23 protein-coding genes are annotated in these 26,298 nt (G+C 38.6%); 17 read left to right on the top strand and 6 right to left on the bottom strand.

Translation table 11 applies throughout. The annotated features are described in order from the left end of the window. Positions 1–9: 9 nt before the first annotated feature. Positions 10–252, bottom strand: a complete 243-nt coding sequence (locus T355_RS0100215; protein ID WP_027395981.1) for a hypothetical protein — start codon at positions 250–252, stop codon at positions 10–12. A 93-nt stretch (positions 253–345) separates the two neighbouring features. Here T355_RS0100215 and T355_RS13030 point away from each other — a divergent pair, with 93 nt between their 5' ends. The 11 genes from T355_RS13030 to T355_RS0100160 are packed head-to-tail and all read left to right on the top strand — an operon-like array spanning position 346 to position 10,002. Beyond that, the gene (locus T355_RS13030; RefSeq protein WP_051555282.1) at positions 346–2,736 is read left to right on the top strand and encodes a hypothetical protein; all 2,391 of its coding nucleotides are present in this window, start codon (positions 346–348) and stop codon (positions 2,734–2,736) included. 4 nt (positions 2,737–2,740) lie between these two features. Next, a complete protein-coding gene (locus tag T355_RS14550; protein WP_051555281.1) occupies positions 2,741–3,076 on the top strand; it encodes a hypothetical protein in 336 nt (111 codons plus the stop codon). Between the two features lie 2 nt (positions 3,077–3,078). Next, entirely contained in the window at positions 3,079–3,516 is a 438-nt protein-coding gene (locus T355_RS0100200) for a hypothetical protein (protein WP_027395980.1), read from the top strand. Between the two features lie 13 nt (positions 3,517–3,529). Then, on the top strand, positions 3,530–4,381 hold the full coding sequence (locus T355_RS0100195) for a hypothetical protein (RefSeq protein ID WP_027395979.1): 852 nt from the start codon (positions 3,530–3,532) through the stop codon (positions 4,379–4,381). Positions 4,382–4,394: 13 nt separating this feature from the next. Continuing rightward, a complete protein-coding gene (locus T355_RS13020; protein WP_051555280.1) occupies positions 4,395–6,416 on the top strand; it encodes a hypothetical protein in 2,022 nt (673 codons plus the stop codon). Continuing rightward, positions 6,416–8,230 (top strand): hypothetical protein, encoded by a 1,815-nt coding sequence (locus T355_RS0100185; protein ID WP_027395978.1) that lies wholly within the window; start codon positions 6,416–6,418, stop codon positions 8,228–8,230. The genes T355_RS13020 and T355_RS0100185 overlap by 1 nt, the downstream gene beginning before the upstream one ends. After that, the gene (locus T355_RS0100180) at positions 8,223–8,453 is read left to right on the top strand and encodes a hypothetical protein (RefSeq protein WP_027395977.1); all 231 of its coding nucleotides are present in this window, start codon (positions 8,223–8,225) and stop codon (positions 8,451–8,453) included. Before T355_RS0100185 ends, T355_RS0100180 begins: the two co-directional genes overlap by 8 nt. Before the next feature lie 4 nt (positions 8,454–8,457). After that, positions 8,458–8,943: a hypothetical protein gene (locus T355_RS0100175; protein ID WP_027395976.1), complete on the top strand. Its 486-nt coding sequence runs from the start codon at positions 8,458–8,460 to the stop codon at positions 8,941–8,943. Further along, the gene (locus T355_RS15385) at positions 8,927–9,100 is read left to right on the top strand and encodes a hypothetical protein (protein ID WP_231482947.1); all 174 of its coding nucleotides are present in this window, start codon (positions 8,927–8,929) and stop codon (positions 9,098–9,100) included. The genes T355_RS0100175 and T355_RS15385 overlap by 17 nt, the downstream gene beginning before the upstream one ends. Before the next feature lies 1 nt (position 9,101). Continuing rightward, entirely contained in the window at positions 9,102–9,638 is a 537-nt protein-coding gene (locus T355_RS0100165; RefSeq protein ID WP_027395975.1) for an N-acetylmuramoyl-L-alanine amidase family protein, read from the top strand. Positions 9,639–9,648: 10 nt separating this feature from the next. Beyond that, positions 9,649–10,002 carry a hypothetical protein gene (locus tag T355_RS0100160; protein ID WP_155851635.1) on the top strand — a complete coding sequence of 118 codons (354 nt, stop codon included), beginning with the start codon at positions 9,649–9,651 and terminating at the stop codon, positions 10,000–10,002. Between the two features lie 179 nt (positions 10,003–10,181). Here T355_RS0100160 and T355_RS0100155 read toward each other — a convergent pair whose 3' ends face one another. Both T355_RS0100155 and T355_RS0100145 read right to left on the bottom strand, forming a co-directional pair. Beyond that, a complete protein-coding gene (locus T355_RS0100155) occupies positions 10,182–10,703 on the bottom strand; it encodes a hypothetical protein (protein WP_027395973.1) in 522 nt (173 codons plus the stop codon). Positions 10,704–11,229: 526 nt separating this feature from the next. After that, a complete protein-coding gene (locus tag T355_RS0100145) occupies positions 11,230–13,011 on the bottom strand; it encodes an N-6 DNA methylase (protein ID WP_027395971.1) in 1,782 nt (593 codons plus the stop codon). Positions 13,012–13,271: 260 nt separating this feature from the next. Here T355_RS0100145 and T355_RS14545 point away from each other — a divergent pair, with 260 nt between their 5' ends. From T355_RS14545 to T355_RS0100130, 3 genes are read left to right on the top strand one after another with little or no spacing between them, the layout of a single operon-like run. Then, a complete protein-coding gene (locus T355_RS14545) occupies positions 13,272–15,398 on the top strand; it encodes an AAA family ATPase (RefSeq protein WP_051555279.1) in 2,127 nt (708 codons plus the stop codon). Positions 15,399–15,422: 24 nt separating this feature from the next. Next, positions 15,423–16,310: a hypothetical protein gene (locus tag T355_RS0100135; protein ID WP_155851634.1), complete on the top strand. Its 888-nt coding sequence runs from the start codon at positions 15,423–15,425 to the stop codon at positions 16,308–16,310. Further along, a complete protein-coding gene (locus T355_RS0100130; RefSeq protein ID WP_027395969.1) occupies positions 16,300–16,911 on the top strand; it encodes a hypothetical protein in 612 nt (203 codons plus the stop codon). Before T355_RS0100135 ends, T355_RS0100130 begins: the two co-directional genes overlap by 11 nt. Here T355_RS0100130 and T355_RS0100125 read toward each other — a convergent pair. Genes T355_RS0100125 through T355_RS0100115 form a run of 3 tightly spaced genes read right to left on the bottom strand, consistent with a single transcriptional unit; the run spans position 16,890 to position 20,385 of the window. Next, complete coding sequence (locus T355_RS0100125; RefSeq protein ID WP_027395968.1) at positions 16,890–17,999, bottom strand: hypothetical protein; 1,110 nt, start codon at positions 17,997–17,999, stop codon at positions 16,890–16,892. The genes T355_RS0100130 and T355_RS0100125 overlap by 22 nt on opposite strands. A 43-nt stretch (positions 18,000–18,042) precedes the next feature. After that, complete coding sequence (locus T355_RS13005; protein WP_051555278.1) at positions 18,043–19,158, bottom strand: ATP-binding protein; 1,116 nt, start codon at positions 19,156–19,158, stop codon at positions 18,043–18,045. A gap of 51 nt (positions 19,159–19,209) precedes the next feature. After that, entirely contained in the window at positions 19,210–20,385 is a 1,176-nt protein-coding gene (locus tag T355_RS0100115) for a DUF2201 family putative metallopeptidase (RefSeq protein WP_027395967.1), read from the bottom strand. Between the two features lie 102 nt (positions 20,386–20,487). Between T355_RS0100115 and T355_RS13000 the strand changes: the two genes are divergently transcribed. The 3 genes from T355_RS13000 (at position 20,488) to T355_RS15380 (ending at position 26,267) form a co-directional block, all read left to right on the top strand. Further along, a complete protein-coding gene (locus T355_RS13000) occupies positions 20,488–22,539 on the top strand; it encodes a PHP domain-containing protein (protein ID WP_051555277.1) in 2,052 nt (683 codons plus the stop codon). Positions 22,540–22,680: 141 nt separating this feature from the next. Continuing rightward, positions 22,681–23,214, top strand: coding sequence for a hypothetical protein (locus T355_RS0100105; protein WP_027395966.1), 534 nt, complete (start codon positions 22,681–22,683; stop codon positions 23,212–23,214). A gap of 230 nt (positions 23,215–23,444) precedes the next feature. Continuing rightward, on the top strand, positions 23,445–26,267 hold the full coding sequence (locus T355_RS15380) for a DUF2779 domain-containing protein (protein WP_051555276.1): 2,823 nt from the start codon (positions 23,445–23,447) through the stop codon (positions 26,265–26,267). The last annotated feature ends 31 nt before the right edge of the window (positions 26,268–26,298 follow it).

Here is a 26,298-nt window from a genome sequence, read left to right as displayed (position 1 = left end):
TAATCCCCCTTATAAATATCTCATGGCCTCTTTATTGCCTGGATCGATATCCAAGATAAGATTTGCATATTTCCTGGCATTGTGTGGTTCTAACTTACATTTTTGAAGCAGGGTTGCAATTTCATCTTCCATGAAAGTGCCCTTAGTATTAACTTCAAGTTTGTACTTCACACCACAGTAGGCACATTCTTGATATCCATCTCTTTTGATAAATTCAGATGCTCCACAGCTAGTACATATTAGTGATTTCATTTTATTCTCCTGTACATTCTACTAAAAGATTTTTTAAGAAAACAATTCGACAATAATTAAATAAATCCTGTTTGAAATAAAGGAAGTGTAATAATGGCTAAGGGGCAGGAAATTGAAGAACTTTATATCAGTCTTGGGCTTAATATTAATGACCTGAAACTTGGCTTTGATACTGCCGGGAAAACAGTCAATCAGGCCATCACCAAGCTCAATAACCAAAATAAGAAAATCCAGCTCAAGACAGATGTAGATTTGTCAAAGCTGACAGGTGTTGGCTCTGAGCTGGATAAGATAAAACTGAAATATGAGGCCATCAATAAACAGCTGGATATCCAAAGGCAGAAGGAAGCTATCCTTCAGGCCCAGTACCAGAGGTCTGTAAAAGATCATGGCATTGGTCATGGTATAACCCAAAGGGCTGAGATGAATCTCCTCTATCAGCAGAAGAACATCGCTGGTCTTGAGGCACAGCTAAGAACCCTTGGTAATTCCTTAAATGCCATACCACCTAAGTCCAACAGGGCTTTTAGCTCCATATCCAAAGGGGCGGGAATGGCAAGAACTGGAATCGGCAAGCTGACTGAAGGTTATACCCTGCTTAATGCGAAGCTGGCAGCATTTATGGCTGTAGCCGGTACTGGCGCCGGTCTTTTTAATATTACCAAGGATGCCATGATGGCGGGTAATAACCTCTATAAGCTGCAGACCCGACTTAATATGACAACTGGTGAAGCCGCGGAGCTGAGCAGGGTTTTTTCATTGGCAGGTTCTAACATCAACAGCCTTACGCCTTTTATTGCTAGGATAGATAAACAGCTGTTATCTGCCGGTGCATCCGGTAATGCCACATCAAAGGCTCTTCAAAAATTTGGTGTCACCATTACTGATGAAGGTGGAAACTTACTACAGATAAATGAACAGCTGGAGCAATTAGCAAAGGGGTATAGGAATGCGGCTGAAGCTGGTGAGGTTGAGGCCTTTACGGCTGAAGTTCTTGGTGCAAAGGGTGCGGCACTTATCCCGGTCCTTGAAGAATATAATGACCTGATGGCTATTTCCAAGAGCGTGAAAACGACAGGACTTTTAAATCCTGCCGAGGCTCATGAAACTTACCTTGAGTGGCAAAAGATGGAAATGGAAATGGGTCAGCTCAAGATGGCTTTGGGGGCGGCACTTCTGCCAGTGTCACGGGAACTTCTTCCTGAGATTACGGAAATGTTCGTGTCCTGGATAAAGCTGATTTCAGATAACAAGGAAGAAATAAAGCTGATGGGGGAAATCCTCATTGACGTGATGCATGAGGCTGGTAAAGCCATTGACCTTGTGGCAAGCGGGCTGGATGCTATTGGCGTAAATGCCAGAAATGTCGGTGAGGTATTACGTGATATTAAGGCTGAATTCGATGCCGGCTATGGTACGGCATTGCTTGCTTATGCAGGAAACCCGACAATGCTACCTCTTGTGGGGGCAACCTTGCGTACATTTGATGATGTACAGCAGCAGCGCTCCAAAAATGATGATGCTGAAAGATCCAGCAAGGCAGAGAAGGAATATTATGCTGACATTGAAAAGCGTAGCAAGGCCCGGCAAAAAGAAGTGGCCCAGATTAAGGCCCAGGAGCAGGCGGAAAAGAACCGTCTTGGGGATGTGGCCAAGGCCAGTAGGGAAATGCAGGAGAGCATTTACGGTCTTACTCATATGGAACTTGAAACACAGCTTCATTCCATTGATAAGGCTATGGAAAAGTATAAAGAGGCGGGCGTATCTGAGGTTGAGCTGGCAAAAGCTACTGAAGCCCAAAAGGCAAAGGTAATTAAGCAGTTCAATGATGATGTTGCCCGATCCATTGACTCTGTCTGGAAGTCAGCATTCCAGAATAGAATGGATGAAATTGACCGTGAAAAAGAAGCCTGGGAAAAGAAAGGTCTTGATGAGGTCAAGGCAACCAAATGGGCGGAGGAGCAGAAGCGTCAGCTCCAACAGGAAACTGCGCTCCATATGTTCAAGGAGAATTATAAATACCTCAAACTCTATCGTAAGGCTATGGCCGGTGGCGGAAGTATGGAGGAAAAGCAGGCCAATGCTATGCAGGCTATTGTGGAGCAGCTTAGAAAGGATGCCAATCTTCCTGCTGATGCCTGGACATCAAGAGAGGAAATAGCCGGCTTTGAACAGGTATTTAAGAACGCCAAGGAAAACATCATTCCGATTTATGACAAGATGCCTACCCGGTTTATCCTGAAAGGAACGGATGCAGTTCCAATGTTTGCTCCTGATTACAACGAAGAAGTCATGAGCAAGATTGGTAATACCCCGGCGCCTTCTCCTGTTACGGCATCTCAGGAGAATATCAACTACAACCTCAATGTGGATGTTCATGGCCTTGAGGATGTGTCCCATGAAGTGGCCGATACAGCGGCCAAGAAGATACTTGATATGCTGCCACAAAACAGCAATGTAAACATAAGCTACGGAGGAGGATAAGCAGATGAAGATTAGGATAGGTGATGCAGTCTCTTTGACCACTCCGATTGATTTTAAATTCCACCCAGATGATCGCCAAACTTTGGTACAGACTGATGGCGGAAATGTGGTGCAGGATTTTGGGAGTGTAGCCAGTGGGGACAAGATTACACTTAATGCCGTGTTTAAACGGGATGAATTTTTGAAGGTCTGGAATTATTACCAGAGCCGGGAACTCATTGATTTTACTGATTCTTCCGGTGTGGTATGGCCCAGGATGAGGGTGAGGATTCTTGCCTATGGCTATAAGGAAAGATTCGAGAATTACATCAATTGTGAGATTGAGTTATGGAGGATATGACTATGATTAATCTATATTGCAATAATCCAACGGCTGGCAAGAAGGACGGTACAGCTATTTCACAGGATAATACCCAGACCAGCCCACTGGCATTAACATTGAAGCTGTCAGAACAAAAGGCTGTAAAGGTAGCTGTAAGAACTGATTCTGGCTATAAAACAACTGATGGTGTCAATATTTCATTTGCTTATTGGGATGGTACAGAATATCAGGCTACTGGCGGCAATGTCGCTAATTGGTATGTGTGCCTAGATAATAACTACTCCAGTGCTGAGGATGCTCTTAGTAAAGGCACATGGGGACATAGCGCAGATATTAGTGATGATGTAACGGATGTAAATACTATCCTTTGGGTAAAGTACGACGCAAGCAACGCCACAACACCAATAAACGACAATAGCACCGCCGTGTGCTTAAAAGCTACTGTTGAAGCTGTTTAAGAGGTGGTTTGTTATGAAATATATAAATTCAAGCATACCGACACTTTTTGACAACAGCACTTTAAAATCTTATACAAATAATAAAAAGTATAAATGTATTGGTAACGGTGAGGCTAAACTCACATTACCTAACGTACAAAATACAAAGTTGTATGTTGCTTTTGACCTGTTTTATGACACAAATTATAACTACATAAATTGTTACCCAATACAAGTATACATGAGTGACGGGGCTTATGATAAAGTAATTAAATCAACCATACAGGTATATTTGGATGCGAGTAAAAAACTAATAAAATTCCGTAATACAAGCAATGATGTGTTTTCTGCGTCAATTTATATGAATGTATGGCATAGAATATATTTAGTTATTGATACGGTAGCGGGGACAGTTAATTTTTACCTTGACGGCGATAAAATCGGGACATATACGGATTATGTAAAAACAGGCGTAAAAGCTATAAGTTGCAAAATAGCAAGTACATTTTGGAGTAATTATATTCCAACAATGAAAAATATAATCATCTCTGACCAATATTTTCCTATGAACGAAACCGTTATAGAAGTACCAGCAACCATTACAAATAATGGTTTTACCTTTGATAGTAGTGGTGATTCTTACGGTTCAGAAGCAGAAAACAGCACATTAAAATTACAACCCGACTTATCGGTTTTAAACGGCTATAAGGTAACGGGCTGTAACGTAGGCATGGCGACGACCGTATTAGGCGACACGATTAAAAATATTCAATGTTCAATGGGCAATTATTCAGATACAAAGGAAATTCCCGCCAATGGTAATGGAATGTATTTTGACGAACTGCCAACAAACATAAAAGATATTACATTAACGGCGAAAAAATAAGGGGGTGGCTTAAATGTCTAATAGCTCAATAAGCACTCCCCGAATATTAACCACAGGTATTATAAAAAATTCTGCTGTAAGCACGCCAAGAATTTTAACAACGGCAATCATAAAAAAATCTAGTATTAGCACGCCAAGAATATTGGCTACCGTCGTATCGTCCACAGATACAAGCTATTATTTTGATACGGCCATAAAAGCCAATACAGACACAGAACAAACCTATGATACTGCCCTAACTTTGCAGCAGGATATAAACGTTAATGCTGATACCTTTATCAAATTACGGACTGACACAGTAAAGCATTATAGTACAGCTATAACCTTAAAGGCTGATACTGCAAATTATTTTGATACTGCTTTAGGTATTGAAAGCAAGGATAAACAAGCCTATTATTTTGATGCTTATACCAATATACAGCAGGATATAAGTATTAGTGCGGATACAGCCATTAGCTTACGTGATGAAGTGGTGCAGCATTATGATACTAATACAGTTATCAAGGCTGATGTAAAACAATACCATGATACGGCTGTAATATTAAGAGATACCACGGCTCAGACAGTAACCCAGCATTTTGATACTACTGTAAAAGCAATGGCAGCAGCCAAATATTATTATGATACCCAAATCAGTATTCCTCGTGACACGACAATTCCAACGGATAAAATTATCAGTGATCCGTTTAAGCCAGCAGCACAGAAGGAAAAGTCCGGTATGGTGTCCATTTCTTTGAATCTCCAGGAGTTAACCCTGGCAGATACCTTCACTTTGGAGACCACGGATAATATCAATATTCTGGATTATATCAGTGGCAAGATACTGGATTTTCCTTATCTTTATCGTGTGGGGGAAACCACACAGCAGGACAGGGTTATTACTGCCAAGGGAATGTATGATGTTGATGAAATTCTGTATCGGAGCATTAACTATGGGCCTGGGCAGAAAACACATAGGCTGTCTGAACACGCATCATATATTGCCAGCGCCTTGGGTAAGAAGCTGGTTTATTGCTGTGATGATTTCGTTCATTCTGGAACATGGATAGGTGAGGGGCAGACCTATGAAAATATCATATCCAGCCTTTTTGGGTGGTCCAGTTCTATCCCTCATAAGGCAATAAATGTGTTTATGCGGGCCGGTGATAATTCCCTGAACATAATTCAGCGTGGTCATGAGAGCAGAACAATTGATATTACAGATACGGCACATACCCACCCTATAATAAACCGTGTCATTGAGCGAAGCATGATTAATTATTCTGGCAGTGATCTGGATAGCGGTAATGATGCCGGCCGGGGACTTTATATCGAGCCACTTCCGTTCTGGGGAACACTTAAATTTGGTGATGCCCTCTGTTCGTATGAATCAGGATATTTACGCAGGGAAGAAATCAACGGCGAAGTAACAACTTATGACTATATAGGTGATGGCTTTGGAACCAGCAAGTATTTGAGAAGAAAAACGACTCAGCATACAGATGGCTCCAAGACAGTTACAACCTATGAATATTCCCACAGCAAAAGTGGTGTCCTTGTTCTGGGGCAGGAAGTGGAAACTACCACGGACAAGAATGACAATGAGACTGTCAGAAAGACAATCCACGCTCCTTTGGGTGGAGGTTTCTATGGTACATCGGTTTATATCGATGGAGAATTTGCAGGCAGTTCAATAGGCACCGGTTCCCCAGCTGCAGCTGCATCCAGATACCTTCAGAATCAGGAATCAATTACATTGGGTGGAGCAAATTATGGTGATAATGATAATCCCCTGGGAAGAGGTAATCGCCTAAAAGAATCAATTGAAGTACCTACATCTGACAGGGATAAGTTGAAGGCTTATCTAAACGAACTGAAATGGCTTAACAGAAAGATCAAGGAAACTGTAACCATGGATATTTATTGCTATGGCCACGTTGTCGATTTTTCCGAAAGAGTCAGATTCCGTGGGCATGAGTATTATCTGGTAAGCAACGCTGTAAGCCAGACAACAAGAGAGCTGAAGCAGAGCGTTCAGCTTGTGAGGTGGTATTGATGTATCAGACGACAATTGCATCTGTAAGTGGAAATATGGCGGCCGATATTAACGGCCGCTCTTTCTATATCGCCGGTAGCAGTATTGTAACGCCAGGGCAGCAGGTATGGACCGACGGTAAGGTTATCTATGGAAATACCTTCACGGGGGCACAGCCTTATATTCCAACGCCAACAAATGGCGGTATTATATGGCTTATTCCTAACAAATCTATATGGCATACGGACACGAAACTGAAACCATTTCAAAAGTTATGCGATACGAACGCACAATATATAACTTGTGGCAACAAGTCACAATTCTACATTAATCAAGGGATCTGGACTAATGGACAAAATCAAAACACAATACAAACCCCGCAAAATTGGCATATAAAAGACGCTTGTTTTATAGATAATACAAGCCTTTTTGAAGTTGGGCATACGTGCAAAAATTTGTACTATCCACAAGGATTAAGGAAAAAAAGCAATTCCTACAGAATGGGCTATTATGCAGTATGCACAGCGGTATTAGACGACTTTTCTGAAACCGTAAAAAAATATTATTCTAACGGCGTCAATCACGAAATGTATATCTTTCACTATGAAGGATTTGAAAAGGCACAAAACACGGGCGGTATATATGTAAAAAAAGATGGGGACAATTTAGACAATATAAACCTTGATAGCTATATAGACAAAGTAAACCAAAAAGCCTTAACTGCTGTAAATTCATTGAACGGGTTTGACCATGAACATATACAGAGTATAGCAAAAATTAATAATATGTCTTGTCATCCCGATGGCTCATATCAGATTGATTTTTGGGTTGGCTCGTTTCATATCGTTTTTATCAATTCTTGGAATTCTTTTGATTATAGATTCTGCAACATGGTTAGCGTTATATCAGAAGCCCGTTATATTGTCACCAACGAAAAAGAAAAAATCATATACAGCAATACACGGGCAAAAGTTATAAAAACGCCTATGCCTAATTGTAACCATACACCCACCGAGGAAGAACAGCCTGAAAACCAAGACGATTTTATTGTTTTTGAATATGGCAACGGACTTTTTAAGGGCGTCGATTGTTATATGAATAGTCCTGCAATACGGAGCAGTGACAAACCTATATGGGTAACGATTGAAGACCCCGAACTAAAATTAATGACCTATACATACGGGAACCCGACAAGTACAAAAGTACGAAATTTTACATATAAACCAAAACATGAGTATAAATCTAACTGGTGGGCGTGTGTTAATTCGCAAAAAATAATGGATAAATTACTAAAAGATGAACATTGGATATATAACGTTGTACTTGTTCCTTGGCCCGTATCCCCCGAAAACCAAGACGACGGGCAAGACACCCGACCACTACAATTTATAAAAGGGGCTTTTTGGCAACAGTTAGAGGATTATTACGGAAAAGAACAGGCTGAAGCAATATTGGACAATATTGTTACTGAAGCGGTTATAGAGGATTATTCCTGCGAGAGTTATGAATGGAAATTAGACGAAACCACCGCCACCTATTCCGCTGATAATCCATATTACTTTAAAACAACAATTGAAGGGTGTACGTTTACTGACAGCAGATATATTACAGACGCCTATAAAATCAAAAAATGGTGTTGGCTTTTTTCCACGTTGCAGACTCTTGAAAATATTGAAAATGAGTTTTATAGAATTGAATTAATCTATTGGGACGGGAAAAATAAAAAAACTTTGCAGTCAATGCTTGTTGACGAATATCAAGGAAGGAATACAAGAATAAAAAACATGAAGGACTTGAAAAAAATAAAACAGTTGGCAGGTGTTGAAAATGGATAATTTACAAAAACTACATGACGCAGTTAAAGCAATATTGGATGTAGCCAACAAGAAGTCAACCAATATCGGGGCTTTGCGGGGAACTATGGTCTCAAGAGATACTGTCCTTATTGAGGGAAAGACCTACCATGCAATAGCCGGCACTCAGGTAAATATGTATCCGGGAGCAATGGTGTGGTGCCAGCTTACATCAAATTCACAAGCAGTAATTATAGGAGCGTGATTAAATGACATCAGAGCAGATTCTCATTATGCTGGCCACGGCAGTGCTTAGTTTCTTTTCTGGCCGAGCCCAGAGCATGGCAAATAAGCATGATGAGGCAGTGGCAAAGAAAGAACAGCTATTTATGGAAATGATGGAAAATCAGAAGAAGTTTATAGCCTGGCAGGAAGAAATCAACAATCAGAATGCTGAGATGAAAAAGGAGATAAGGGCTCTCCAGATAGGGGTTGACCGTATCTGTAAGGGTGGCCTTGTCCTTCTCAGGGATAGGATTATTCAGTCCTGTCGTGCCTTTATTGAGCGTGGGAGTATTACCATCACCGCAAGAAATAATATCCGGGATATGTACAAATGCTATCATGACGAATTCGGTGGCAATGGTGATGGGGAGTATTTCTTTGATGAAATGATGAACCTTCCGATTGACCAGGACGTGCCTATTGTTTCCCCTTTTGATGTCGGAGGTGGTCATAGTGATAGAAAGAATTAATGTTACAGACTTGGTTGTAGTTGTAGCCTTATCCGCAGCTCTCATCATAGCCATTTACTCAAATCTTAATGAGCTTAGCATGAGTATTGCCAGCGGTCTTTTAGGTTATATTGGCGGTGCTGGAAAGCACCATGTTGAAAAGAGAGGAGAGAAGTAATATGAAGGTATTTATTAATCCAGGCCATGCGCCAAATGGAGTACCAGATCCGGGGGCGGTAAGTGATGTCACAGGTCTTAGGGAATGTGATGTGGTACTAAGCGTTGGTAAGCTGGTAGAGCATTACCTTAATGCCGTGGGGATTGAAACTGCTGTGTTACAGAGTGATGAATTATATGAGGTCTGCAGTGAGGCTAATAACCTTGATGCAGATCTTTTTATTTCCATTCACTGTAACAGTGTGGAGTCCCCATATGCGGAGGGAACTGAAACATGGTACTGTGCTGGTTCCAGTGATGGAAAGCATCTGGCTGAATGCATCCAGTCCCAGATTGTAGATCACCTTGGAACCGTGGACAGGGGAGTTAAGATGGCAACCCCGGGTAAGAACGGACTCTATGTCCTTACCAATACGGATATGCCAGCAGTCCTTGTGGAGTTGGCATTTATTTCCAATGAGGATGATGAGAAGCTTTTACGGTTTAACCAGGATGAGTTTGCGAGGGCCATTGCCCGCGGTGTAACGGACTATATGTGATGGAGGGCTTATGAATGTTAAAAAGATATTGGTGGTTGTTGTTATTGGTTTTATTATCGGTGCCGCAGTTGTCCTTTGCCTCAGAAGCAACGTACCAGATAACGGAGTCGGAGTTGACACATTTAGAGAACAACTTGATGGAGCTATCCGACTTGAACGACAGACAATCAGAGATGTTGAGTCAGCAGCAGATACAGCTGCAGGAGTCCGAGGAGAAATTGAGTCGGGCAGAGCAGGAGTCCGAGAAGCTACAAAATCAAATCTACAGCTTAAGGAAGGAAATGATAGAGCAGGAGAACTCATTAGAGACTGCCAGAGCATCCTTAAAACAGTTCGAGAAAGAGGAGCAAGCAAAACTGAATAGAGCCAAGCAAGTGAAAACAGCAGCCTGGATCATAGCCGGACTGCTGCTTTGCGTTTGTATAGGAAAATGATTTGTGGCCCCGTCGGAGAGTTCTCTGATGGGGCCTGCTTTTTTTATTGGTTGCAGTAGTTGCCGAGGTCTTCATAATTATTTCCTTAGAATGGGCTCCCCAGTATTATTCACACATTATTCATCATAGCATAAAATTCTTCAGGCACAGTATCAATTGGAATATTTTTAATTAATTTTATGGTTCTCTTGTTAATCGCTATTTCATTTTTAGAAACAAAATTTGCATAATTTCCAAAGAAACAATCACTTTCAATCTCACCGTTATAATCTACAATTACATCATTGGCGGTTTTGCCGCCACAAAACTCACATGTAAACGGTTTTGCAATGATAACAAATAAGCAATTTTCTATATTGCTATTAGTGTTAAATTTATAAAATTCTACGACGAAGAATATTTCATTTTCTCCTGCATAATAACAACCGTAATGGGCAAAGTCTGGTTTGGCATTTTCGGCCAGAGCAACAATTTTTTTATAATCTTCATCCGATAATTCATGAAGTTTATTTTTATAGTGGTTAATTGCTTTTGAGATTTCTGTAATAGAATTTGTTTTATCTCTCAATTGAGCAGACGGGCTTCCGAACACAATTTTTCTAACTTCCCTTACATTCAGCAATTTCTTCATATTATCACCTGCACATAGTTATCAACTATCTATTATAAATGCTAATCTAAATGTGGCTCAAATTATGATTGACGTTTATAATCTATTTCTGCCGATTTAAACACGTTTTAATCTTGGCGTATCCCTTAATAGTTTCAGAAAAATCCTTTAGGGTTGAATGGGCTGTCGCATGTTGAAAAATTATCAAAACGCGACAGCCCATTTTTTATCTTTATATTGCTTTGAAAAACTGATTCACTTCATATAGAACGGTTTATCAGGAATTGTATAATGGTTCCCACCCACTGCATGTATTGTCAGCCGTTTTGTCCGACTGCCAGTTTGCACAATAACCTTCTTCATTGTTGTCGTATTCTATCCACATTTTACATGCGTCTGTTTTTCTGTAACCGCCCCAATTTCTGCATGTTACACAAATCCGGTAATCTACACTTGATGAACTCATAAATAACTCCTCCTATACACTAAACAAAATTATCATCATAATAACTCTTCAACTACATAGCTAGATATGTTTTTTCACCTCCTAAACAACTGTTACCAACTGACGGATGGAAGCTCTTATCTGGTTTGTTTTGTCGAGAAGTTGTTGGAGATTTTCCTGCAGCTCCCAGAATTTTGCCACAACAGCCTTTTGTTCTTCCAATGGTATAAGTGGTATCTTAACCTGCTCCAAATCCCTTAAGGCGATGGTCTGCATTGCAGTCCTGCCTCTAAGAATATGAGAAAGTTGCCTCATGCCATCATCACTTTGCAAATATAACATCAGGTAAACAGGGTCATATATTTCCTCATTTGTTTGTAGGGCATATATATTACCGCTCAATAATACCTTTGTGTTTTCGGGTACTTGTAAAAATCCTATTCTTATTGGGGCATTTCTGCCCATGACCAAAATATCTTTTTCTACACAGAAAGGATACTGCTTTTCATCTATGCTTTTCAGATATTGCAGCGGTGTTTTAATAATACCTTCCTGTACATCCTTTAGCTGAAGATACTGGAAATCCGTAGGAGCTTCACTGAAGGAATTTTTTAAATTCTTGGCATTGGCAGTAATGTCGCCGCGATATATCTGACAGATTTCCTTTATAGCCGGCATTGTCGAATTGGCAAGGCTTCTGCAGTAGTCATCATTGTTCCAGTATTCCACATCTGGCAACAGTTTGTAATTGCGGAGAGCCAATTCCTTATTGGAAAAAGAGCGGCTGATGGAACTGTCTGTCTTTAATTCCTGCAAGATTTCCTCGATATCCTTCTCCTTTAACGTCTGAAGGGGATGAAGTCCGATGGATACCTTTTTCTGAGGTGGTTCCTCATCCGCTGAAGTATATATTTCATGGGCATCCACCAAACGAACGGAAGAATTATTGGTACTAAACACTACAAGATAAATGGGGGAGCGGTTATAATCCAATTTTTCCGGTAATGAAATAACTGCTTCAATACGTCCTTCGTTTATTAGCTTTTTGCGTAGGATTTCCGTATCGGGACCAATTAAATCCGAGTTGTCGCGAATAATTGCAACGGCTCGTGCTTTTTTAGCTTGAAAGCGAAGGGCCGAAATAATCTTAAACCACATGGTTGTCAGCTTCGTAGGTATGTTATTAAAGTCCAAATCCTTGAACGAAGGATCATTTTCGATTTCGTTATGGAATTTTTCCCAGTCCATCTCTTTTTCTTCTAGCGGTGCATCAATAAAGAGCTTATTGGCTTTTATTGATTTTAAATCGCTGGAGAAAATATCACCCCCCTGTACATTGATGTTCCATCCCATGCAGGCTGAAAGGATATTTAATATGCGACACATGGAGCGGTTGCTATCAAGGGCAAATGATTTAATATTTGAATTTTGAAAAATAGCTTCCCGCAAGAAAATTCCTCTTCCGGAAGCAATATTTAATATACTGTCACCGTCCTGTATATCCAATAATTTAAGGGAAAGACGGGCTGCGCTGGCTGGGAGCGTTTTCAATGTACTCATAACAGAGTCATTATTTCCAAACAAAAGTGCAGCCTGTAATTCTTCAATGCTTAATTTTTGTATTATTTCTTCAATGATACCCTCATGCTGCTGAGAGAATTCTCTCATGTATGATCTGGTATCTTCATCGGAAATGCGTTTTTCAAATGTATCAGGTGAAAGCAGATTTAATGCTTCAAGCTTTTTGGAATATGCTGACGCCGCTAAGGCAAACATTGCTTCTGGCCTTGTATCTGCATAGTCAGACCGTAAACAGTCATTTAAAATCCTGCAAATACGGCGCAATCCCAGGGAAAGTAATTTATCGATTATTTTAGTCTCCATATCCGTTCCTCCAATCTATAGTTTAAATAAACCAAAAAAACACATCTTTGTCAAGAAAAATTTATCGTGCATTTTAAAATACTTTTTTCACATGCCAATAAAACGGCATTTACAGGCTTGTTTAACTGTTACATGCGGTATGGTTTATGGCACTCAAAAGAAAATGTATAAAATGATTTTTTTAAATCTTGACAGATGTAAAATGTTTTGGTTTAATTAAACCAAAGATTAACAGAGACAAAATTTGAGGAGGAAGAAAAATGCTGCTATACCACTTTGACTTACAGTATGAAGAAATTACGGATATTCCTGTGAGTGAGGAATCAGAAGCAAAACAGTCTGCATCAACTGCATCCAGGAAAGATAATCGGGATGCTTTCAGGGATATTAACATGGACATGGGGAAGGAAATTGCCGAAGAAGGGCAGAGTATCTTTGTATATCATATAGATAATAACGCTAAAAAGATCAGTGTGATATTGGCCCACAACCGGGAACAGAAATTTGAGGATTTCAGCAAAGTAGAAGAACGGATAAAAATGATTTTTGATAATAAAATTTCCGGAATCAGAAGTATCTTTATTACAAATTTGAGAGAAATTACCTGCTCGGATTTTTGTGAGTGTGTGAAAATGGGATATAAAGAAGATTTGATCAGAGCACACTGGTCCATTTTGAATTATTTTTCCATGGAGTACTTTGAAAATAAAAACTCGACGGTTCATAAGCAATATCGTATTGAAGAAAATATAGTTTCTGCCATTCCCAAAAAACTCAATAATGCAATACATCAGGCGGAAAATATTATGGCCCATCAAAGTTTACGGGATGAGCTGGACAGGATATACGATGCTCAAAACAGCAATGAATTTTGGGGCCATCCTGTTCACTATATAATACAGGCTGAAAGACAAGAAACAGCCCAGGAAATGATTGACCTTTTGGTATCTGCTCTTTATGCAAGGAATCGGCTTAAAAGTAAAAGGATCTTTTCTTTTTATGATTTTGTACCTCACGACAGTAAAATTTCTTTTTGGAATTCTATCGTTTCCTTGGCCCAGCAATCAACCATGGTACTGTATATGTCAGAGGGGATGGATACAAAAAGAGGAAAAGGCGGACATTTTAAACATGCATTTCATGAAGATTATATTGATAATCTGGTATCTGAAATAAAGCAGCATAGGAATAATACGCTGTTTATTCTGGTTGTACCAGCCAAGAAAGAACTTGATGCTACCAGATGTTTTATTGAATCCTTAAATGGTGCGATTGATTTTGTCACTATAAGTGAAGGGGTTGGAGGGGAAAAACAAGCGAAAAAGTATATAAATTATTTGGCCATTAGTCGTGGACAACGGAAATTCACGGCCAAGGAACTGAAAAACGTCTTTACAGCCGGAAAAACGTATTCTGTAACAGAAGCCTGGGAAGCCTACGAAAAAGCTGCTGATGAGTTAATAAGATGGGAGCATTACCCTGCTTATCGCAGAATCAAGGCGGCTGATAAAACAATAGAGGAAAAAGTAGAAAATAATTCCTATGAACAGTTGCAGCAATTAATTGGCTTAAAGGAGGTAAAAAAATTAGTTGATCGCATATTGGCTGTACATCAGATACAGGCGATCCAAAAGAAAAAAGGAATAGAACTTAAAAAGCCTGCCCTGCACATGGTTTTTACCGGTAATCCGGGTACTGCAAAAACCACAGTGGCACGTCTGCTGGCCGGCATACTGAAGGAGCGTAATATTCTTTCCACCGGCGCTTTCGTGGAGTGTGGAAGGGCTGATCTGATAGGCAAGTTTGTAGGGCACACAGCTCCTATTGTAATCAAAAAATTTGATGAAGCTGAAGGGGGAATACTATTTATTGATGAAGCATATTCTCTGGTGGATGAACGACAGGGACTATATGGGGATGAAGCTATAAATACCATTGTGCAGGAAATGGAAAATCGCCGGGAAAATGTGCTGGTTATTTTTGCAGGATACCCACAGCCAATGAAATCATTTATTGAACGTAATGTTGGCCTAAGAAGCCGTATAGCGTTTCATCTGGACTTTTCTGACTATGATGCACATGAGTTGTGCAGAATTCTTGAGTGCATGGCAGAAGAGCAGGGATACAGGCTGGATGAGGAAAGCATGGATTATTGCCGTGAACTGTTCCAAAAAGCTTCTGATAAAAAGGATTTTGGCAATGGCCGATTTGTTCGCAATGTGTTGGAGGCTGCTGTACTTTCTCACGCTGAATATCTGGTCAATTCTTATTCCGCTGAAAATATTGACAGACAAATGATTAAAAATCTTACTATTAATGATTTTAAAAACGAATTTTTTGGTTCGGAGCCAGCTGAAAAACATCAAATTGGTTTTTGCATGATGTAGTAAATGAAAGGAAAGGGAATTGCTATGAAAAGAAATATGGAAACAGAATGGTATATTATCCTCGGAGTTATCCTGTTTATCGGTGGAGCAACAGCTACGCTGTATTTGGATAACCTTTGGCCTGTATTAATCACATATCTTGGCATAGGCTTTGTCGTTTTTTCAGCAGTATCCTTTAACGCCAAGTGGAAAGAAGTTTTTGCCAGTGATCTACCACTTCAAAACAGAATGCAGGGCGAATCTCTATTTTTGGCAAGATTATTTCTTACGGCATGTTGGGTTCTCAGAAGGAGGGGAATCACTTCGGCTGTTGAATTTTCCTTGGATAAAAATTATCCGAATTTTGTATATCACATGGGCAAAAAAATGGTTCTCAATGGCTATAAACCGGAGGATATTAAAGGAGCGTTGCAGCGTGCTGGTTCAATCGGCCGTCAGAAAATTTATGAAAAAATTAATATCTTGAGGCAGTTGGGAATGAGTATATTGGTAATAGGACTGCTTGGGGGAATAGCTGGAGGGCTGGATCTTGCTATTCGCACAATTATTGGTTTGAATAATCCACCAGAAAGCATTATATGTGTGTGCCTGCTGACTGTATTGAGTCTGCTTTTAAGCATTATTATCGGTATTTTGTTGCCTGGCAGATTACACAGCTACTGGGACAATGAAAAAAATATTCAGCAGCAGGTAATGAGAGGGCATGTTTTGATACAGGAAGGTGTTGCTCCAACTGAAATATTACGAAGCCAGCTTGTTTATTTAAATTCTGAGGAACAGGATGAACTGCTCAGACAGCCATTTTTGGACGAGTACAAGGATGTCAAGGTTTTGGATGTTTTCTTTGATCCTAACTGGTCTGCTGATTTAAGGTTTTGGGAAAATTATAGGGGGGATAATTATGAACACTAATTTTATTAATGAGAACAAACCGGATAAATTTTTGGAAATTGTGAAAGAAAATTTTGAGGAATATATTGAGAATAAGGTTTCCGAGGCGGAGTCAGTCAATTTTATTTCAACCGTTTTAAAAGCAGCGAAGAGAACTGAGCATAATTCCAAAATTCTTCTTTGGCACATGGAAGATATTTCTGATATGCCGGATGATGCCCGTGTTATGTACATATATGAACCAACATATATGATAACCGGAATTATTGTTCATGCCCTTACAAAGTATAATGGGGTGAAAAAAATCCCTGGCCTTCTGGATCAGCTTAGCAAAATATTTGCTGGCTGTATGGACAGGGATTTTATGGGACATGGTTATGAAGATTTGGAGGGCTTGATCTTTGCAATGGAAATATTTGCAAAAGCAAACATTAAAGAATTTTTGAAAAAATATGGCAGTGATTATCCTGAATTTGCCAGCTTTTTCCAGTCACGGAAGGAAATATTAAAAGAACTTGCTGATGGCAATATGAAGGGGGCCTGGGGACAGGATTATTCTAAATGGGCAAGGGTGGTTATGAATTGTTTTAAAAAACGGGGTTATATTATTGTCGCTAAGTAACGATCAATAACTTTTCGATAGTGTTCAGTATCAAGGCGTTTGGCTTTTTTTGGTAATTTTTTAAATTTTAGTTGTAATTTCTCATCGATTACTATATTACGCTTGAAAAGGAACAAAATACCATCTTCCTTTTCTTTGTAGGTATTAAAAATTATTTTAATACGATCATCAGTTGACCTAATTAATAAGCCACTATCATAGTAATAGTCTATTTTGGCGATTGAGGCTTTATGTGGGTAAAAATTTTCGATAAAATAACTAAATTCATTATCATCAACATTCATTTTTGACAAATCATAATATTTCCTATTGGGCATGTTTTGATTGTCAATGTAGTATTTATTATTATTGCTTAACCTCAATGAATCATCAATACACCTTGCTTTATGCCCACCCAAAAAATAGCATTTTTGATCAGTTTGATCAATATATACGGCTGCAACTAATATATGTTTAGCTGATTCATTATAAAAATCAATATAGGTAAAATGGCTAACAGTCGTTCTGTCTTTGCTAAAGGTAAATAGAATGCTTTCTCTTTTTTTTATGTATCTATCAACAATATTATTTTGCAAAAATTGTAAAACATCTGGATGCTCTGACGGGTTAAGTGCAAGAAAAGTAAGTAGAGAATGAAATAAAGCGTTTATTTCATTTCTATACATATAGCTGTTAATATTATATTCACAGTGAATTTTATCGTTGACTATATCATAGTATAGGTGAAAGTGATTAAAAAAAACACGGGGTAATTCTTTTGCTTCCTCAACAGCTTTTTTGCTACAAATATTAGGATTGTGATATGTTTTTGCGGGGCCAATTTCGTTAATTGGTTCGTTAATTATAAGGAGGTGTCTCCAACCTGTAAGATTTAAAAAAATATAATATACATAATCATATCTTTGGAATTTATAACAGCATACTAAATCATAATCTTCAGTCCCTGTTAAAAATTCCATTTTGTAGTCCACGCCGATAATTATAGATTTATCTGGGAATTTTGCCAATGCTTCTTTGCTGATGATATATATGGTATTAAGTGCCATGTGATCTAAAATTAAATTTTCTGCAGAAATATTTGTATCCATTGCTTATCACTCCCACAAACATCTGTGCATTAATTAATGGTGATTAATTAGTTAAATCATTGCGAAATTGCTTAATAAATTTGATGGTATCTTTGTTTTTTAAAAGATATTTATTAAATTCAGGGCAATTTTTTATAATATCTTGCAATGTAAGGAGAATGTATTCATCATGCTTAAAGGAGCCAATATATTTAAACAGATTATTCTTTTCTTTCAGTTTAAGCGTAGAGCCATTTTGCACTACATTTGAAGTAATCATTGAAGAAATAGCATACATTACAGCAGGATCATTATTAGCTGGTAATTCGGCTTTGTTGGCAATAATATCACTAAAAGTAGGTAGTGTTACGGAAAGATCAATAAATGATTTTAATTCAATGGCTGTTGCCAGTCCGACGGTTCCAGCTATACATTCAAACATTTCCTCAAAGCCAAATTGCATATAAGTGTTGACTAATTCCCAGGAACGGGGAGTAGGAAAAGCCACATCATCGTTTGAGGGGTCAAATTTATTAAGGTAATCTGGTCGCCATGTAATAAACGCAATGATTGAGTCATTGATATTGTGTTGGTAAGCCCATGAACGCCATGAATCTAAATCAGCAATTATTTCAAAATGAGTAAGACGATTGGACAGGGGCTTAGGCATTTTAAATGCCACAGCTTTGTCTGAAACCCTGTTGCCGGCACATATTACTATAGTATTGGTCGGGAGAACATGCTCGCCGATGCGTTTGTCAAGGCATATTTGATATGCCGCAGCCTGAACAGATGGTGGAGCCGCTGATATTTCGTCCAAAAATAAGATATTGATAACATCATCACTGGGATCCAATTTGAATATATCCGGGGATAACCATTTGGCCACATCTTCGTTCCGTTCATTTTTCGATTTGGCTGGAATACCTCTAAGGTCAATAGGATTCATCAGCAGTAAGGAAACAGTTTTTACATTAGTTTTTTTACCGGTTTTTTCTGACAGTATGTTGGCAAATTGTTGTACTGCCTGGGATTTACCAACACCTGGCTGGCCCCATAACATTTTGGTTGGTTGTTTGGAAAAATCTCCTTCGGAATACAGGGCAGACATGATATTGATAAATTTATTACAGGAAATTTGTGAATAATTTTCATTACTAATCATATCCATATAAGACATTATATGTTCCTCCCTCGTACAAAATTAATATGCGTCATATTAGGATAACTGTTATGGGCTGACTTCGATGGTAGTAGATAAGCCAAAGGGTGGATTGTTGTCATGGGTAGTAAATACCCAAAGAACAGGAAAATCTGGTGCATCGATGTCATCGTAGTCACATTGTCCATCAGTTAAAATAATGACACCCGCAATGGGATTATGAGCATTCTTATATTCTTTTAAAAAATCAAATATAGCATAAAAACAGGTACCGCCCCTGCCTATAGGACATACAGATCTGATATCTTTGATGTCGTCAAAATCGTATAATGGTTCATGGACAACTGCATCAAAAAAAACAAGTTTACCCTGTAGTTGCCTATTGAATTGCTGGAGGGCACCGTTTATTTCCGAATAACAAGCCTCTAATTCATTTATTCGCATGGAACCAGATGTATCAACAAAGAACAGCAAGTCTTTTACCACTTCTGTTGTATCGGAAAAGGAAAAAATGAAAAAATCCCCATCAAAACGGTTGTCCGGCGGCATAAGTGAAAAATCATTTATTTCCTCTTGGACAAATTCATTCAATAGAGTTCGCCAATCCTTTTGTGGTGGTTTTAACCGCTTAATTATTTCTGTAAGATATGAAGGTGCTTTACCATATCTTTCTGCATTTTTAATTGCAATCTTGGTATTGTATTGCCAGTTTATCCGTTCGTTTTTATCAGCATTTTTCCATAAAACATGGTTTTGAGGCTCATCATCACCATCATCACCATTGCCAACGCTAACGCTAACGAAAGCTCTAGCAATATCTGACTTAAGGGAATCATATATTTCTTCCGCTGACATACCATAATATGTTTCTTTATATAGCAGACTTGGTGGCATTTTGAGAAAATGATTTAGTTTTATATCGTTATGTAACATACCATTAATTGCATAATCAGTGGCAATATTCCAAAGTCTATGATCCTTATCTTTTTGTCTCCAGATATGTCCTAAGGCACAGTGGAGAATCTCATGCAGATACACAAAAATAACTTCCTCAATAGACAATTTTTCTATATAAGAAGGAGCATAGAATAGGTTTTTTGAATCAGTCGCTGCTGTTCCTATAGAATCATCTTCAACTGGTGTAAGGAGCATAATAAGGGAAGCGAAAAAAGGCTGTTTGTTCATTATTCTGATTCGGGCTTTTCTTAATTTTTCTGTAGCTGTCAGATTGTTACCTTCTGTCAAAACTCACACCTCCGTATCAGGCTGATTGATTTTGGAGCGCAATTTAAATTTCAACGTATATTAGTATTATACATTATTGTTTTAAACTTAGGGGGAATAATTATGAAATTATCAAGTAAAATAGCTAATGAAATGTCCGTGAAAGAATATATTAGTACAGCCGCCCGGAGAGGTCGGAAAGCTGTGGCAATCACTGATATCTGTTCAGTAAAGGCGTTTCCGGAGGCTATGCAAATTGTTGAGGGGGATAATCTTGACATCAAAATAATCTACGGCATGGAAATTTTATTGTCGACGGAAGATGCAGATTTATTATCTGTATATCACGTGATTGTTTTGGCCAAAAATAAGATTGGTCTTCAAAATCTGTATAACTTGGTTACATTATTACATACCAAGCCAGGAAACGAGGCTCATAGTATATCAAAAGAAATTTTGGAACAACACCGTGAAGGATTACTCGTAGGGGCTGCAGGGCTTGATGGTCAGCTTATACAGGCCATAGCCTCACATAAAAGTGAAGAAAGGCTTTTGGAAATTGCCGCCTTTTATGATTACTTGGAAATTCAGCCAGATGATGATTTGTGTGACACCAATATAAAACTTGTGGAGTTAGCGGCAAAAATTAATAAGTCCGTAGTGGCTGCTGACCAAGGTATAGAAGTTTTACAAACAACAGATGAAATGTTGAAATCCTTCAGTTATCTTGGAGAAAAAACAGCTTATGATGTTGTGATCAATAACCCGCAGCTTATTTCAGATATGATTGACCGACTAAGACCAATACCGGAAGGAATCCATCTGCCTGTTTTGCCTGAGGCGGAAGAAACTGTAAAAAATCTTTCATACGAAGCAGCGCACAGGATATATGGTCAAAATCTCCCTGCGGTGGTGAAAGAAAGACTTGATAAGGAACTGTCAATTATCACCAGGAATGGTTATTCGTCGCTGTATTTAATTTCCCGGAAGCTTGCAGATAAAACCCATGGGAATGGTTATAGTACTACCTCCCGCGGTTCCGTAGGTTCCTCATTGGTTGCAAATCTGTTGGGGATTACGGATATTAATCCTCTTCCGCCCCATTGGCGCTGCCCAAAATGTAAACACAGTGAATTTGCTACTGATAATGAATACGTATTTGGAGCCGATTTACCTGATCAAAATTGTCCTATTTGCGGTGAACCGCTGATAAAAGACGGCTGGGACATGTCTTATGCAGTTTTTCTTGGCTTTGATGGCAGAAAAATACCGGATATTGACATTTGTTATTCTGCTCAGCAGATCCCGATGCTTCGTTCATATATAAAGGAAATATTGGGGGAAAATAACGTCTTTAAACCGGGGATAATAAATATCCCGTCAGATACAGGCGTTCATCCAGCCGCATTGATGCTGATTCCCCAGGATATGGATGTTCATTGTTTTACGCCCACTCAGTATATATCCGAAGATACTGATGATCAGTGGTTAACAACTTATTTTGATTATCGCGCACTATTAGGGGATCTGATAAAGCTTGATATGCTGCCACTTAGGGAGATGGATTTTCTGAAAAAAATGGAGGACAGTACTAATTACCGGATTAGAGATATATCCCTTAGCGATGCTGAAACGCTATCATGTTTATGTTCCTTGAAGCCAGAATCATTTGGTGATGTCATGAAAGAGAATAAGGGAACATCTGGGCAAATGGGAATTCAACTAAGCAAGCTGTTTTACCAGATTATGTCCATGGTAAAGCCAAGCAGTATGAATGAGCTTGTAAAAATCATTGCATTGGCATCATTTGATTCCGGGGCATGGAATAATAATACCGAACTTCTGCTTAAGGATGGGGTGTGTACCTTCAAAGAGGTTATAGCTACACGTGATGATATTATGACATACCTTATTGGGATGGGAATTGAACCAATGACGGCAGTTAAAATAATGGAAGCTGTACGCAAGGGACGTGGCATAAAACCTGATATGGTGGCAATTCTAAAAGAACATAATATACCAGATTGGTATATTGACTCCTGCCAAAAGATCAGATATTTGGTTTCCAGAGCCCAGGCCATTGACTATACAGCTCTTTTATATCGTATGGTGTACTATAAAGTTCACTATCCAAAAGAGTATCAGCAGGCTTATATTGATGTATATGCAGAATAAACCAGCATGGCCGCATTTCCTCAATAGTTTAGGATAATAATATTTTTCCATACAGCAGGATTTTAAAGATGTGTATAGAAAGTAATAAATGATTATAAATGCAGGATGGTTTACTTTGGGGACAGGGGAGAGTTGAATAAAATGGCAAATGTTAAACGTAGGGGCAAGAACATCAAGAAAAAGCTTTACAAAGCTGTTATGCTGAAGAGAAAAGGCGCTAGGTATCGTGAAATGTATTTAGAGACCAGAGAATTGAGTAACAAGATTGCCAAAAGAACTGCTGAGAAGGTGGATGAGCATTTCAAAAAAATTATGTTTGATACTGAGAATGAAATTAAGGAACATGTACCATCAAAACATGTGATGGAAGCTTTTAAATATGTTGAGTCTGTTTTATATAAGAACGGGATTGCCTATACTTTTAATATCCAAGAAGATAGCATGCAGCCACTTAAAATAGACAACACTGACTTCAACGATGTTGATATACATGCGGTCTGCAATAAAATTGTAAATAAGGCTGTCAAAGAAATTGAGAATGTTCTTTCTACTGCCGACAATGTAATTCATTCCATGTCCGAGAAACACTGCCCAATGAAGAAGACCGGTGTTGTTATCATGAAGAGAAAACTGGAGGAGGAACTGCTTGATTGCGGTCTTGAGTGTGAATTTTAATTTGATGCTTAAAAAAGTAGGCTAAATAATATATATCCTTCTTATAGCAGGATTATAGAAGTGAATGCAGAGGTCAAAAAACTTAAATTAAAGATGTATTACATTTATTACAAGGATGGTTATTTATGGCACCGGATCCTACATATTTTCTAAGATGTGCAACCTGTATTAATTGGGGCGGACCGAAAAAACAGACAACTTCAGGACATGGATTTAGGAGGAACTGACTGATGGCAATTTTTACAGGAATTCAAGATTATTTTTCAAGGCATAATGAAAAGAAGATAATTGATTTTGAAATTTCATTACCAGAATATGAAGAAGTAAAAACCGTTACTGAATTGTATGAGAAATGTATTAAACCTACACTAATAGACAGCGAATACGCTATTGCTTGGCACAAAATGTTGGTTGAGTATATTGACCGGTCGGATGCGGTATTTTTGATAAGAAAATATGAAGGCGGAAATAATAAGAATTGGGAACAGCGCGGGCTAAGACCGTATAAAAATAGGCGCGCTGCAAAAACTGTTATGGCTGACGGTTGCTCCTACGTGTTTGCCAGCAATTTTGAGGTACATGAGATTTATAATATGGCTCACAAGGGCATTGTTCCCACAGCAGAGGAATTTGCTAAATTATTAAATGATAATATGTATCCAATGCACTATGATAATGGCAAAAAAAGTGAAGAAGCGTTGATAGCCAACAAAAATCAATTTCTTGGACATCCTAGAGAAACGGGGATTTTAAATGGGAAAGGTTGGTATTTGGCACATATTGCTAGTTTAAAGGAAAATAACCATAGAAGTGATGATTTCTATTTGCCAGAAGCTTTAAGTGATAAATTATTTCCTAGAGGGGTGGTGGCGGATTGGATAGAAAATGAAGATCATGTACGACGTCTCCCAGATATTTGGACTGATGAAGAAAAGAATATTGTCAAGGCACATTTTCTACGTTTTTGTGACCCGTTAAATTATTTCCTTGTCCCGAAAAGTGGAAACTCAAATTATCTGATTGGTGAAAATCCTGATGTAATAAATTATGTGCGTCAGCAGTTTTATACAAGGTATGGACAAGAAAATATGCAACAATTTAATAAGCTGGCGATGGTAAACAACGTAAGCAGCTCATTCATAGATGAACTACCAAAGCCGCTAAAATATGGCACATCATTTAAAAAAGAAAAAAATAATGATAATAAACCAACTGGCAAATCTAAAACTTCAAGATACCTATTTAATGGTGAACAAACCGCATTAGGAAGAATTGTATTATCTGTTGTGGGCCTTTATGTTGAAAAACATCCTGATATTAATTATGAAGGACTGTGCAGAGTATTTCCTAAGGATTTGCAGGGGTCATACGGCGTGATAAAGAATCTTTCTGAAGTACCAGACAAGGATAAATCAAGATTTTTAACAGATTATCCTATAGTACTGAGAGATAATACTACAGTAGTTATTTGCAGAGAATGGGGTGCAGCTAATACTAAGAAAAATTTTTTAAAGTTCATTCAAAAAATGAAAGATTTGGGATATGGCGATATGATTACAGAGGTATCTACATTGATTTGTTCCAAGTCGAAGTATGTAATGGCGACACAGTGCCCTAAGGCATTGTGGTTAAAAACTAATAAGCCTGAGATTATCGATGAGTCGCCGGCCTCTGAAGAACGTATTGCTGTTGGCAATGAGGTGGGGATACTGGCTCAAAAGCGATTTGATGGTTGTGTTGTTGTGCCCTTTAATAAGAACAATCTCGGTAGCATGGTTACACGGACAAATGAACTTTTGGAGAATGGGCAAGAGTACATTGCAGAGGCGTCCTTTGCGGTAGACAATCTTTTCTGTAGCGTTGATATATTACATCATCTTGGCGGGAAAAAAGTGGATATTTATGAGGTAAAGAGTACCGCGAAAATCAAGGATCATTATTATGATGATGTAGCTTTCCAGTGCTTTGTGGTGGAAAAGTGTGGTTTTGAGGTGAATCGAGTCTATTTAATGCATTTGAACAATAAATATGTGCGGCATGGAGAACTTGATTTGCAGGATCTTTTCACAGTGGTGGATTTTACAGAACAAGCAAAGGCCAAGCATGATGAGGTGGAGGCTAATTTAGGTAAATTTACTGAGTACATGAAGCAAAAGGACGAATCTCCAGATATCATTGATGAACATTGCAAAAGAGATGGTGTAATGTGCGACTGTTGGAAATACTGTACCGGACACCTGCCACAACCTAATGTATTTGATGTCGCGGGTAACTCACCACAATGGAAGAAAAAAATCCAATATTATCATCAGGGAATAATCGATTTCAACCAGCTATATAAGGCAGGAGTGAAGAAAATACAGATAGAGTACGAGCTTTTTGAAAAGGCACCGCATATTGAAAAAGAGGAGATTCAAAAATTTTTGGTGGGGTTATCCTATCCATTGTATTTCCTTGATTTCGAATCTTGCCAAATGGCCGTACCACAATATGATAATGCAAAGCCTTATGCACAGATAGTATTTCAGTATTCCCTTCACTATATTGAACAGGAGGGAGGGGAACTAAAACACAAGGAATATCTGGCATATCCTGGAGAAGACCCACGTAGAGGGATAGCAGAGCAGCTTTGCATGGATATTACGTTGAATGGTTGTACGTTGGCATATCATAAATCATTCGAACAAGGGCGTGTAAAGGAATTAGCGGAACTTTTCCCTGACTTGGCTGAACACTTGATGAATATCCATGACCATATCCAAGACCTTGAGATGCCGTTTCATAATGAGCATTATTATGTCAAGGAAATGCAGGGACGTTCTTCTATCAAGCTTGTGTTACCAGCACTATTTCCGGATGATCCTGCGCTGGATTATCACAATCTTGAAGGTATTCATAATGGCACTGAAGCATCAAATGCATTTCTAGCTATGGCTGACATGTCTCCAGAGGAACTGGAAAAATATCGTGGGTATTTGCTTAAATACTGTGGTCTTGATACGTATGCAATGGTTAAAGTGTGGGAAAAGCTGCGTGAAGCTGTAAATATATGATAAAGCAGTATGAATAATCGTTTTTGATATA

It is taken from the genome of Anaerovibrio lipolyticus LB2005, from assembly GCF_000621545.1.
Lineage (GTDB): Bacteria > Bacillota > Negativicutes > Selenomonadales > Selenomonadaceae > Anaerovibrio > Anaerovibrio lipolyticus_A.
The sequence above is the reverse complement of the archived record's forward strand: the minus strand, read 5'-3'. Positions and strand labels throughout refer to the sequence as shown.